The following is a 12913-nucleotide window of genomic DNA, read 5'->3' on the forward strand; positions in this document are numbered from 1 at the left end:
TGACAGAGCGTCCATCCGGTCGATTTATCAGCAACCCAATACTGCCGATGCATGGCGAGGCGGCAGTGAGTCGCCCTCAGGCAACGCAGGCGCGCGGATTTCGATGCGCAGGGACGAGCCGGACTGTGCCGCAGGCCATCCGGCGACTCTCCAAGGCCCACTCACCTCGAAATATCCGGTTTCAAAAATCACAAATCCCTGGTCAACATTGCGTGCGCCTGTGGCGTTAAGGAAATGAACGGTGAACGACCATCCCGTCACCCGAACGGAAAACTTGCTGGAGCGGAACATGAAAAGCACGAACGAGCGGTCCCTGCGCGGTCAGGTCGAAAAGTGGCTCGCACCGGCTCCCACGATGCACGTTCGTGTAACCAGATTCAGTCGCGCCGCGGGGAATGGGAGACGCTACGTGCGCGTCGAAATGTCGTCGCCAGCCGGAGCGCGCGCGTTGTTTTTCTTCAGGCAGGATGACGGCAGGTGGAGCGTGTTCCCGCCGACTGCCAACAGGCGGAAATCAACTGCAGCGCACCTTCTCGTGCAGGTGGCCGCCGCCATCCCTTGATGACGGTCACGAGTTCGCCGCTCAACCGCGGCGCTCGGAATTCAATCCGGCTTTCGGGCCTGTGCACGGCTGTTGAGCCGCATTTTCGCAGGATGGGCGAAGTCCACGAACACGTGCGGCGCCACTGCACAGCGCGTGGGCCGTCTCGGCACAAGCCGGGCAGACGTCAGCTATGCAGGAGAAGAAAAGCATCCTCATTGTCGGGCATGCGGCTGGTGGAAGGGCGCGATCCGTCGTGGTGGTTGTGTTCATCGTGGATGGGAATGGACAGCTCGTGTCGTCTTCGGTGCACTGGACGAACGGTGACAGTGGCGCCGAACGCACGGCCCTCGCGACGCTGCGCCGGGCATCGCCGTTACCGCAACCACCGCCAGACCTGCTCGACGGGCGCGGCCATCTGGAATTGATGGAAGACTGCCTCTTCAACGACAACGGCAAGTTCCAGCTGCGCGAGTTGGCCTCACCGCGGGCGACAATCATTGACTGAAGCGGGAACGGTTTCCCGGGTCGTGCGCGCTGCAGACCTATCCGGCACACGGACCCTCAACGCGTCGCGATGAGGCGCTCTGCGGTGCAGCGAACTGATGCCGGGCCCGTCCCTCTGTCGCAGTCGCGAACCGTGCCTCCCGGCGACAGACGGAAGCCCGTCATCCCGTCCTGCATCGCCTTCCGTGTGCGGTGACTTTCTGATTTCCGGGCGTGCGATTTGCTGCTATGACGTGGTGGTTACGCGCGTTCAACTGACGCCTGATCCCGCGCGTTGCATCCGGACTGCGCGTTCAACGTTGTGGCGGCGGCCGGCCCAATCAATCGATCCCCGGGAGGCTCACATGGATCGCACCGAACATTCCGGCAGGGGTCATCCCTGCATCCATTCCTGCAGGCTGCGTGCGTTGCTCACCGTGCTTGTAATGGTGTGTGCATCGTGCGGCGGTGGTGGCGGCACGACAGTCGATGCGGGAACAACCGGGGGCGGTGGGGCCGGAGGTGCGGGGAGTTCGGGCGGTGGAACCGGAAGTTCTGGAGGCGGAGGCGCCGGTACCGGCAGCAGTTCCGGGACCCCCGCCGCATCGACCGACGTTCTGACCTACCACAATGACCTGGCGCGCACCGGCCAATACCTTGTCGAAACGTCGCTCACACCGGCCAACGTCAACGCGTCAGGCTTCGGCAAAATCGCGTTTCTGCCAGCGGACGGCAAGGTCGATGCGCAGCCGCTTTACGTCAGCAACCTCAGCATCGGCGGCGTGGCCCACAATGTCGTCTATGTCGTCACCGAACATGGCAGCGTCTATGCGTTCGACGCCGACACCAGCGCGCAGCTATGGCAACGCTCGCTGCTCGGCGCCGGCGAGACCACGAGCGACGATCGGCACTGCGGGCAGATCACACCAGAGATCGGCATTACCGCCACACCCGTCATCGATCGAGCCCGCGGCGCGAACGGTGTGCTCTACGCGGTCGCAATGAGTAAGGATGCGGGCGGCGGCATCCACCAGCGGCTACACGCGGTTGACCTCGCGACAGGTGCCGAGATGCTGGGCGGCCCGACCGGGATCGCCGCGACCTATCCCGGTACCGGCGCCAACAGCAGCAACGGCGTCACCGTCTTCGACCCGCAGCAGTACGCAGAACGGCAGGCACTCACTCTCGTCAACGGCAACGTCTATCTCGGCTGGACTTCACACTGTGATCAGGGGACCTATGGCGGCTGGGTGATGGCCTACGACGCCGCGACGCTCGCGCAGACGGGCGCACTGAACCTGACGCCCAACGGTAGCGAAGGTTCTATCTGGATGAGCGGCGCCGGAATGGCGTCGGATGGCACCTCACTCTACCTGCTCGACGCAAACGGCACCTTCGACCCGACGCTGAACGCGCAGGGTTTCCCGGCGAACGGCGACTACGGCAACGCGTTCCTCAGGCTGTCGACGTTGCCGCGGCTCGCGGTGGCCGACTACTTCGAGACCTTCGACACGATTGTCCAGTCCGCGCAGGATGCGGACCTCGGTTCTGGCGGCGCACTAGTGCTGCCCGAGCTGACCGATGCAAGCGGCGCGATCCGCCATCTGGCGCTGGGCGCCGGCAAGGACTCAAAAATCTATGTGGTCAACCGCGATGCGATGGGCGGATTCAACGCCAGTGCGAACCTGATCTGGCAGGAAATCGATGGCCAGTTGCCGGGGGGCGAGTTCGGCATGCCGGCCTATTACAACGGCGTCGTGTACTTTGGCGCGGTTGGCGACAATCTCAAGGCCTTTCCCCTGAGCGCTGCACGACTCGCGACGACGCCGTCGTCGCACAGTTCCGGCACGTTCCCTTATCCGGGCGCGACGCCGAGCATCTCGGCCAGCGGAACGACGAACGGCATCGTCTGGGCAGCCGAGAACGGGGCCACGGGCGGCCTGCATGCCTTCGACGCCGGCGATCTCGGCCGGGAGCTGTACGACAGTACCCGGTCCGGTGCGCGTGACGCGTTCGGCGCGGGCAACAAGTTCATCACGCCGATGATCGCGCATGGCCACGTGTACGTCGGCGCAACGAATGGCGTCGCGGTATTCGGGCTGTTGCACTGAAACCGGAGGATTGTCGCGACAGCGGGCTGTCGCAGGGATACCGGTCTCGCCGGCCGTCGCCGGGACCGCCCCCAGCTGGACACACATCGGAAACTGATCATGACGCGATGCGCTGCCGGACGCACTAAACGCTCAAGGGTCAAAACAGGTTGTGCGGCCAGTCACCGATAAAAGGCGGGTTCCATGCGCAACGCTACGATGGCACGGCGTTGTCACGTTCGCGGACTGTTCAGCTAAGATGACGTGATGAAAAGACGAAATCGCTCTACCACGGCCATCGATTCCCGACGTCAGTCATCAGTCAGGCAGTTCGGTGGTATTTCCGTTTTCAACTCAGCCTGCGCGACATCGAGGAATTACTGTTCGAGCGCGGCGTGGTTGTCAGCCATGAATCGATCCGGCGGTGGACGGACAAGTTCGGTGCCGGTTTTGCGCGTCAGATCAAGACTGCCCGGCGCAAGCCGGGCAGCACGTGGCATCTCGACCGATGTTCGTGACACTACGCGGCGAGCCTTGACTGCTGTGGCGTGCAGTCGATGAGCACGGCATTGAACTCGACATCCTGCTTCAGAAGCGCCGCGACAAGGCGGCGGCCAAACGCTTCTTTAAACAGGTGTTGGCGGCCTGTTCTGTCGCGCCGAAGAAAATCGTCACTGACCAATTGCGAAGCTATCCGGCCGCGAAAGCAGAGATCCCTGGGCTAGCGAATGTGAAGCACGTTTTCGTCAAAGCCTGCGCGCGCGTGAACAACCGAGCTGAAAACAGCCATCAACCCACGCGTGAACGCGAGCGCCGAATGCGAGGTTTTCGCTTGCCAGAACGCACGCAGTCATTCCTATCATGCTTCGGTCCGATCCGCCAGCACTTCGCGCTCAAGCGTCATCTGCTACGCGCCTCGCTCTATCGCAAACAGCTCGCCGCGCGATTTGAAGCATGGCGTCTCTTCACTGGCATTGCCCAAGCTCCGTCCACCGTGTTCTGAGACGACTGTCCGTGCCGATATCTCGTCACGGGGACAGTAACGTGACAACGCCATTGCACATACTGGTTCGACTCACCGAGCCAGTTGTTGCCGATTTCGTGCAGCGAAACCTGGACCCAACACTCCCGTAACCAGCTGCCGCTTTCGGTCTAGATTTAACAAAAAGATGCGATGGGTTGTGACGCCAGCCGCCGAACATCCGGACAACGCAGAGGCTATCCGCAGCAGATGATTGCAAACTTGTCGACGGTGACGAAGCAGCGGCTGGCGGCTGACCGCTGCCCCGGAATCGCACACCGCTGTCGTTATTGCCCGCCATACTGCGCGTTTATCCGGTCGAGTTCACCTGACTGGCGCGCACGCTCATATTCCTGATAAACCTGAGCCCGCGTTTTGCCCATTGACATGCCTGACTCGCTGGTCGTGGCAGAGACACCTCCAACCGAGTCTGTCGAAGACACGGCAGGACTGGTGGCCTGCGTTGCAGGCGACGTCTCCTGGGCCTGAACGTACCCGAACGCGAAAGCGGCGACACTACATGCTGCAAGTTTGAGCGGTTTCATATCCATGTACTCCATGTAATGTGGTTCGGTCGCTCGAACCACGCAGGAGGGGTCGGATTATCCCGACCCGGCCTAAGCGACGGCCCGTACGTACGGGACCAATCAGTTACGCAGGTAGATATCGCAGGACAGCCCATCGTACACAGGGTGTCGTACTGGCTGCGCGTACCTGTTTGCGTTCCCCTCATCGGCACGCCTCCTACCGAGGTGTCGCCGATTTGCGCCCGCCGTCTGCGGTCAATTGCCACCGAAGAAAAGGTTGCAGTAACTTGCGGGGCCGACGCACGACGATGGCGAGGGCTTCGACGCATGCTGGATACTGCCGGAATCTGAGGTGCCGTTGGCCGGCGTGCCGCCAACGTCGCTGCTGCCCGCCTGCTGGCTGTCCTGTGCTTCGATCTTCGCTTCAGCAGCCTGAATTTGCTCGGGATACTTCGTATGGTCGCGGTCGCCCATGTGATAGCCGACCTGGCCGAGACGGATCAGCTCCTCATGTACCTGCGCACGGGTGACGGGCGCGCTGCTTTGAGCGAAGCTGACGACTGGGCTGGCAAGCGCACAGCTCGCGATGACAAGACATGCAAGGGCTTTCATGATGGATCTCCTAGATTTATTGTTAACTTAACAATCAGGATGCCTAATCGCATACTACGGCCAGTTCTGCGGGCGAACTGGAAGTTGTGGTTGATATGGGGTGTGGAGTCGTCCGCGACTCAGCTGGCTTAATTCGGTGGCGTAGTGCGGATCATGTCAATCTCCCTGGAAGCGAGGTGGAAAACGTCGCGCATGTACGCACTGCATTTTCCACATCGGCCGGTTATGGAGCCGTACTCGTAACAGGCATTCGACAAGAGAAGAACGCGAGCCGTTGTTCGGTGATTGACGCCCTCCTTGTGTCGAATTATGTTGCATTATTACGCCGTGTAACCGTGTCAGTTGTGATTGCGTCGATAGTTTGATGTTCGGCATTAAATGTTCGGTTGCGAGCGAATAAATGTTCGGCACGAAACAGAACACTTGTCCATCGACTTGCTGGCGGACCGCTAGCACAATGGCGTGTAGTTGCACCTGATTCCCGGAGGCCTGTTATGGCGTCCAGTACTCGAACACCACGTGATTCCGACGCGGGCGACAGGCCTGGGGCCAGAACATCGCTGTGGGTGGGTGAAACGGTTCATACAATCGAGCGCCGCAGATTCGCTGAATTGATGAGCCTTTTTGCGGGGCCGGTCGCAGCACTCAGTACTGAGCAGAATCTCCTCGTCAAACGCGAGTTACTGCAAGCCCTGTCCCGCCGGTCGATATGTTGGATCGCGCTTTTGTTGACTGCAACCCCGTTCTGGTACGTGTTTGGAGGGTGGATCAAATCGTCGGATATATATCCCTTGTTCCGTATCGTCTGGGTCCTGGGACTGTGGGGGCTGGCCGTGCCCTTGGCAGCCTACCTGCTGAAAAAGACCATGGCGCTTCCGAAGCACGCCGATGTCAGCGCGGTCGAGCAGATGCACTGGGCATGGGCTGCATTGGTCATGCTGACATCGTTCTGGTGGGCGGCGGCCAGCTTTGGGCTCATCCCACCCAGCTTCACGCGCCTTCATGGTTATTACTTTGCGTTTGCCAGGTATGGCTTCGTGGAACTGACAATGATCGGCCAGGCATTTACCTTGCTGCTGCTCGCACCCAGTTTTCGTGCGGCTTTAGGCTCAATCGTGATCGGCGCTATCCCTTTCGCATTTAACATCGCACCACTGTTCTTTGTTAACCGGCCAGGAATGTTTGACTGGTATACGGCTCAACTAGTTGGCTATTGTGTCGTCGCATGGTTCATGTGCAACGATCAGCAACGCACCTGTGTCAACGAGGTTGTCCTCGAGGAGGCGCGATCTCAGGCTGTAGCGGCAACGGCGGAGAAGAACCAGTTTATCGCTGCAATCAGCCATGACTTGCGCCAGCCGCTCACCACGCTCGGCCTGAAGCTAGATCATATTGAGCGGAGCATTAAATTGACCGATCTGGTTGAAGGCGTCTCGGCTGCGCAAAGGCAAGTGGATGCGATGGAAGGGATGATTAACGGGGCGCTGGATATCTGCCGCCTCGAGTCCGGCACCTGGAATGTCGAGATTCAGCAGGCAGCGCTGCCCTCGCTTTTACGCGGCATAGTCGTGGATGTGCAGCCGCTGGCTGAGGCGAAGGGGCTGAAGTTAAGACTCCGTAGCCGCCCCTATCTGGTCCGTACGGATCGCCATGCGTTGGACAGAATCGTCCGGAATATGGTGCTCAATGCGATCCGTTACACGCCTTCGGAACAGGGTGGCAGGAAGGGGCATGTGCTGGTGAGTTGCCACAGGCGTGGCAGCGGCATAAAGATAAGCGTCTGGGACAACGGGATCGGTATCCCTGAAGGTAGACAGGCGGATATCTTCAAAAGCTATGTACAGGTCAATAACCCCGAGAGGAATCGTGAAAAAGGGTTCGGCCTGGGTCTGTCCATTGTCCAGGGGCTCGCGAACCTTCTTGGTCACAAACTGGACGTGGACTCGGCACCAGGGCGGGGCTCGCGTTTTTCGGTGACGGTCCCGTTCATGGGACTCATACCGCCGGAGTTGCTCGAGGTTCACACAGTTGAAGACGGCGACCTGGACCTGACCGGTATGGTCGTGGCGATCATCAAAGACAACAGCGACTCAAGAATCGAAATGTCGATGCGCCTGATCGAGCATGGTTGCTACGTCGTGGCGGGGGCGTCATCATCCGACGTCATCGAGCAGTTGCGCATGGAGGCTTTGGCGAGCGGTCCACACTGCATCCTCTCTGACTACCGGCTGGAAAACGAAGACGGTATTGCTGCGATTGCAGCGGTTCGCGCTGCAACCGGCTTTTCGATCCCTGCCATCCTGTGGTTGGGTGACACCTCGTCAGCCGCGCTCAAAGAAGTAGCCATTAGTGATACGAATCTTTTGTCAGGACCTGATTCCGAACAGACCGTACTGACCATACTTGCAGAACACAAGCCAAAAACATTGGCCGAAGGCGGATGAAAGAGATGGCAGAGGAACACAAAGCTAGTACAGCGGCGCGTAGTTGCACCTGATTCCCGGAGGCCTGCTATGGCGTCCCGTATTCACACACCACGTGATTCTGGCGCGGGCGAATGGCCTGAGGCCAGAGCATCACTGTGCGCGGGTGAAACGGCTCGCACAACCGAGCGCCGCAGATTCGCTAAATTGATGAATCTTTTTGTGGGACCGGTTGCAGCACTCAGTACCGAGCAGAATCTCCGCGTCAAACGCGAGTTATTGCATTCGCTGTCCCGCCGCGCGGTATGTTGGACCGTGCTGGTGTCGGTCGGAGCCTCGCTGCTGTGCGTATATGGATCGTGGATCAAAACGTCGGATAGCTATCGCTTGTTCCGTGTCATCTGGGCTTTGGGGATGTGGGTGCTGGCCGTTCCCTTGGCAGCCTACTTGCTGAAAAAAACCAAGGCGCTCCCGAAGCACGCCGGCGTCGACGCGGTCGAGCAGATGCACTGGGCCTGGGCCGCGGCCGTCACACTGACATCGTTCTGGTGGGCGGCGGGTACCTTTGGGCTAACCCCACCCGATTTCTCGTCTCATGCTCCCTACGTCAAATTGGCCAGTTCTGGCTTCCTTGAGTACACGCTGATCAGCCATACATTTACCCTGCTGCTGCTCGCACCCAGTCTTCGGGCGAATTTAGGTACATTCACGCTCGGCGCTATTCCATTCGGATTTAGCCTGGGCCCCGTTCTATTGACTTACCGGCCAGCAGTGCTGGCCTTTTATACGTCTCAATTAGTTGGCTACTGTTTCCTCGCGTGGTTTTTCTTCTACAGTCAGAAGCGCGCATATGTTAAAGAAGTGATTATCGATGAGGCACGAGAGCGGGCTGAAGCGGCAAAGGCAGAGAAAAACCTGCTTATCGCTGCGATAAGCCATGACTTGCGCCAACCGCTCACCACGCTTGGACTGAAATTAAATTTTCTCGAACGGAGCATTAAATCGACCGATCTGGTTGAAGACGTCTCGGCTGCGCAAAAACAAGTGGATGCGATGGAAGGGATGATTAACGGGGCACTGGATATCTGCCGCCTCGAGTCCGGCACCTGGAATGTCGAGATTCAGCAGACAGCGCTGCCCTCGTTTTTACGCGGCATAGTCGTGGATGTGCAGCCGCTGGCTGAGGCGAAGGGGCTGAAGTTAAGACTCCGTAGCCGCCCCTATCTGGTCCGTACGGATCGCCATGCGTTGGACAGAATCGTCCGGAATATGGTGCTCAATGCGATCCGTTACACGCCTTCGGAACAGGGTGGCAGGAAGGGGCATGTGCTGGTGAGTTGCCACAGGCGTGGCAGCGGCATAAAGATAAGCGTCTGGGACAACGGGATCGGTATCCCTGAAGGTAGACAGGCGGATATCTTCAAAAGCTATGTACAGGTCAATAACCCCGAGAGGAATCGTGAAAAAGGGTTCGGCCTGGGTCTGTCCATTGTCCAGGGGCTCGCGAACCTTCTTGGTCACAAACTGGACGTGGACTCGGCACCAGGGCGGGGCTCGCGTTTTTCGGTGACGGTCCCGTTCATGGGACTCATACCGCCGGAGTTGCTCGAGGTTCAAACGGTTGAAGAAGGCGACCCGGACCTGAACGATATGGTCGTGGCGATCATCGAAGACAACAGCGACTTAAGAATTGAAATATCGATGCGTCTGATCGAGCATGGCTGCTACGTCGTGGCGGGGGATTCGTCATCGGACATCATCGCGCAGTTGCGCATGGAGACTTTGGCAAGCGGTCCGCACTGCATCCTCTCTGACTACCGGCTGGAAAACGAAGACGGTATTGCTGCGATTGCGGCGGTCCGCGCAGCTACCGACGCCTCGATCCCGGCAATTCTGTGGTCGGGAGACACCTCGTCAGCAGTGCTAAAAAAAGTAGCCGCCAGTGGCATGAAGCTTCTGTCGAAACCGGTTTCGGAACGAACCTTATTGACCACACTTGCAAAGCATAAGCCAAAAGCGTCGACCGAAGGCGGTTAAAAGTGATAGCAGGGGAACAGGAAGAGCGGTGTAGCAAAGAACTTCACAACGGTCGCGTATCGGCTGCCCCTTTTCCAAGGGCCAGCTCGGCGTTGACTCGAAGTGCGGCTTCAACGCGGTTTCTGACTTGAAGTTTGTCGTAAATAACACAAGAAACCTGTCTGACATGTCCCTCGGAGACGCCAAGCTCTCTTGCGATCTGTTTCCCTGAGAGGCCGCGTGCAATGCAACGCGCCAAGTCCCACTCTCGCGGAGAAAGCCCAAGATGTTGCGTATTCCGGCTAGCTGTGGGCGCTTGTGTCGAGCAGGCAAAGCGGAGCAAGACTTCTTCCGGAATCCAGAGTTCACCTCCTAAGATCCTGCTTAGTCCAATGAACATTTTTTTGTGCGCGCCTCCTTTCAGCAGGATTCCTCGAGCGGAGTAATCACGCATGCACATTCGCAAAATTTCAACCTCGTGATCGTTGCCAGGAGCAAGTCCTGTACAGATGACCACGGGAACGTTGGATGGATTTCCAGCCTGGAAATGCTCAAGGGTCGCCGCGCCACAGTTCTCGCCGTCCAGATTGAGATCCAGGAATACCAGGTTGGGGGGAGGTGTCTTGCTGACTTCTTCAAGCGCGCTGGCAAGCGTAAAGACGGGCGTGATGTCGATTGGGGTTGCGCTTAGCTCTGACGCGTGTGCTTGGACATATTCGGAGAGAGCAACGCAAAGAATCTCGTGGTCATCGACCCATAGGATTTTCATGGGCGCTTCTCCTCTTCATACATTCGAGAAAAGCAATCGATCACACGCTATATTTGCGCGCAGCACTGCTTAGCAGCTTAGCATATCGGGCGAGGCCACAGAACCTTGAAAGACGGATAGCGAGCTTTTTCCTTTTGCGGGGGCCTGAACTCCTCCTCCGCCTTGGTTATCGCCCAGCGGAGGCATGTTAGCCGTCGAATCGAAGGAGATCCGTTTGACTTCTGTGCGCTAAAGCGGTGCAAAAAAAGATGACCTGCGGCGGTTGATTCTCTTGCAGTGGGTTGCGGACCAATGGTCCCTACTGCACAGGCCGTGCCATGTTCGCGCCGTGTGCGGCGCCCGAGGTGGCACGCGGCGTTGTACGATCGGATCGGGCCCCGCGACAGCCGCAGGCATGACTGCGATCCGCGAAATGGTGGTGGCGCGTCGACAGTCTCGCCGTTGGATGTCTGCGGCGTACCGACAGTTCGGTGCCCTCCATGCGCGAAGTGCGTTGACGTATGTCCGCAGTTCTCGCAGAACGCCGCATCTTCCCTTGGTAGGGCGTGACATCTGCCCGCTACCGGGCGGCGTTGAATGACCGACGTCCTCAACCTTGGAAGCGGCCGTGGTCATTGCACTGGCGCGTAAGGCCGCATAGGGGTCGAGAGTACGCATTCACCGAGACATTTGCGCTCACGCAGGTCCGAACGACAGGAAAGCAAGCTAAAGCGGCCTCACAAACTGCAATGGCGTTGTCACGTTACTGTCCCCGTGACGAGATATCGGCACGGACAGTCGTCTCAGAACACGGTGGACGGAGCTTGGGCAATGCCAGTGAAGAGACGCCATGCTTCAAATCGCGCGGCGAGCTGTTTGCGATAGAGCGAGGCGCGTAGCAGATGACGCTTGAGCGCGAAGTGCTGGCGGATCGGACCGAAGCATGATAGGAATGACTGCGTGCGTTCTGGCAAGCGAAAACCTCGCATTCGGCGCTCGCGTTCACGCGTGGGTTGATGGCTGTTTTCAGCTCGGTTGTTCACGCGCGCGCAGGCTTTGACGAAAACGTGCTTCACATTCGCTAGCCCAGGGATCTCTGCTTTCGCGGCCGGATAGCTTCGCAATTGGTCAGTGACGATTTTCTTCGGCGCGACAGAACAGGCCGCCAACACCTGTTTAAAGAAGCGTTTGGCCGCCGCCTTGTCGCGGCGCTTCTGAAGCAGGATGTCGAGTTCAATGCCGTGCTCATCGACTGCACGCCACAGCAGTCAAGGCTCGCCGCGTAGTGTCACGAACATCGGTCGAGATGCCACGTGCTGCCCGGCTTGCGCCGGGCAGTCTTGATCTGACGCGCAAAACCGGCACCGAACTTGTCCGTCCACCGCCGGATCGATTCATGGCTGACAACCACGCCGCGCTCGAACAGTAATTCCTCGATGTCGCGCAGGCTGAGTTGAAAACGGAAATACCACCGAACTGCCTGACTGATGACTGACGTCGGGAATCGATGGCCGTGGTAGAGCGATTTCGTCTTTTCATCACGTCATCTTAGCTGAACAGTCCGCGAACGTGACAACGCCTTCGCGGCGGATAACGCGACACCTGCCGATAAAGTGCGAGCGGCGCTCCATGGCCGGCTACTGGCTGATGCAGTCGGCCGAAAATTGAGCTGCTGCCGACCTGTCGACGTTCAGCAGCACGGTTTTTTCACAACTTTTTGTGGATAGACTCCCTTTCCAGTACCTGGACGCCTAAGCCGGTGTGTGATCACCGAAACTGATCCGGCAAACAGCTTCTCTATAATCGGGCTATCTTTCCACACCGCCCTGCTTCCAGTAGATGTCCGTCAAACGAATCCGGTCCCGGGCCGGCCAGCCACGCCGGCCGCTGACAAAGGCGCTGTTATTACCGATGGATCGTGCATCCGCCAGCGAACAGTCCCTGAGGCTGCATCTGGCGCTGGTCGCATGTCGTGAGTGCCAGGCCAACAGTCACCTGATCAACGAACTGATGCGGGCCGTCTATCTTGCTTATTTTTTGCAACGTGCGGGATACGGAAGGCATCCAGCCGAATATTTCAAGGTCGCCGAGTGCGCCGTGGAGATGGCGCTGGCGCACGCGCATGAGACGGACGAAATGGCGTCTCACGCCGGACGTCATCGGTGACTTTGAAGAACTGATAGCTCTGTATGACGCGCAACTTGCCCGCGCACCACTGCATGCGGTACGTCACGCCGAAGAGCAACTCAGGGATTTCTCGCGGGAACGGAAAGCTCGCCTATCGTCGTGGAGGAGTAACTCTCGCGCCGATGCACTGGCTTGTGGGCGTATGAGGCCACCCTGCGACATTCTTGGCTGTGAGCGGTGATCTCTAGCAGCGCGAAGCCACACTCACCACGTTCAGACACCGCAAGGCGGAGCGCTAACGTCGTTGAACACTCGAGCATCG

Annotated in this window: 7 protein-coding genes and 3 pseudogenes; 7 read left to right on the plus strand and 3 right to left on the minus strand. The window is 58.8% G+C overall.

All coding sequences use genetic code 11. The features are described 5' to 3' along the window. Positions 1-241: 241 nt before the first annotated feature. From B0G80_RS23360 to B0G80_RS23375, 4 genes and pseudogenes are all read left to right on the plus strand, one after another. Positions 242-562 carry a hypothetical protein gene (locus tag B0G80_RS23360; RefSeq protein ID WP_408968125.1) on the plus strand — a complete coding sequence of 107 codons (321 nt, stop codon included), beginning with the start codon at positions 242-244 and terminating at the stop codon, positions 560-562. Between the two features lie 226 nt (positions 563-788). Continuing rightward, a pseudogene (locus B0G80_RS23365) lies at positions 789-1049 on the plus strand (TonB family protein); the annotation flags it as partial. 343 nt (positions 1050-1392) lie between these two features. Further along, positions 1393-3138, plus strand: coding sequence for a PQQ-binding-like beta-propeller repeat protein (locus tag B0G80_RS23370; RefSeq protein WP_116120068.1), 1746 nt, complete (start codon positions 1393-1395; stop codon positions 3136-3138). Between the two features lie 296 nt (positions 3139-3434). Continuing rightward, a pseudogene (locus B0G80_RS23375) lies at positions 3435-4120 on the plus strand (IS6 family transposase). An 800-nt stretch (positions 4121-4920) separates the two neighbouring features. Here the strand turns inward: B0G80_RS23375 and B0G80_RS23385 are convergent. After that, a complete protein-coding gene (locus tag B0G80_RS23385) occupies positions 4921-5277 on the minus strand; it encodes a DUF4148 domain-containing protein (RefSeq protein ID WP_116120072.1) in 357 nt (118 codons plus the stop codon). A gap of 494 nt (positions 5278-5771) precedes the next feature. Between B0G80_RS23385 and B0G80_RS23390 the strand changes: the two genes are divergently transcribed. Together B0G80_RS23390 and B0G80_RS23395 are read left to right on the plus strand one after the other, a co-directional pair. Then, entirely contained in the window at positions 5772-7721 is a 1950-nt protein-coding gene (locus B0G80_RS23390; protein ID WP_116120073.1) for a HAMP domain-containing sensor histidine kinase, read from the plus strand. A gap of 69 nt (positions 7722-7790) precedes the next feature. After that, positions 7791-9737 (plus strand): ATP-binding protein, encoded by a 1947-nt coding sequence (locus tag B0G80_RS23395; RefSeq protein WP_116120075.1) that lies wholly within the window; start codon positions 7791-7793, stop codon positions 9735-9737. Positions 9738-9780: 43 nt separating this feature from the next. Here B0G80_RS23395 and B0G80_RS23400 read toward each other — a convergent pair whose 3' ends face one another. Both B0G80_RS23400 and B0G80_RS23405 read right to left on the minus strand, forming a co-directional pair. Beyond that, positions 9781-10485, minus strand: a complete 705-nt coding sequence (locus tag B0G80_RS23400) for a response regulator transcription factor (RefSeq protein WP_116120077.1) — start codon at positions 10483-10485, stop codon at positions 9781-9783. A gap of 782 nt (positions 10486-11267) precedes the next feature. Continuing rightward, positions 11268-11953 (minus strand): annotated as a pseudogene (locus tag B0G80_RS23405) (IS6 family transposase). A gap of 422 nt (positions 11954-12375) precedes the next feature. Between B0G80_RS23405 and B0G80_RS23410 the strand changes: the two are divergent. Then, positions 12376-12630, plus strand: coding sequence for a hypothetical protein (locus B0G80_RS23410; protein ID WP_258878995.1), 255 nt, complete (start codon positions 12376-12378; stop codon positions 12628-12630). Positions 12631-12913: the final 283 nt, after the last annotated feature.

It is taken from the genome of Paraburkholderia sp. BL6669N2 (genome assembly GCF_003387275.1).
In the GTDB taxonomy this organism is placed as follows: domain Bacteria; phylum Pseudomonadota; class Gammaproteobacteria; order Burkholderiales; family Burkholderiaceae; genus Paraburkholderia.

Coding starts and splice junctions, on each gene's coding strand:
- B0G80_RS23370 (WP_116120068.1), top strand. CDS start 1,393: ATGGATCGCACCGAACATTCCGGCAGGGGTCATCCCTGCATCCATTCC.
- B0G80_RS23385 (WP_116120072.1), bottom strand. CDS start 5,277: ATGAAAGCCCTTGCATGTCTTGTCATCGCGAGCTGTGCGCTTGCCAGC.
- B0G80_RS23390 (WP_116120073.1), top strand. CDS start 5,772: ATGGCGTCCAGTACTCGAACACCACGTGATTCCGACGCGGGCGACAGG.
- B0G80_RS23395 (WP_116120075.1), top strand. CDS start 7,791: ATGGCGTCCCGTATTCACACACCACGTGATTCTGGCGCGGGCGAATGG.
- B0G80_RS23400 (WP_116120077.1), bottom strand. CDS start 10,485: ATGAAAATCCTATGGGTCGATGACCACGAGATTCTTTGCGTTGCTCTC.
- B0G80_RS23410 (WP_258878995.1), top strand. CDS start 12,376: ATGGATCGTGCATCCGCCAGCGAACAGTCCCTGAGGCTGCATCTGGCG.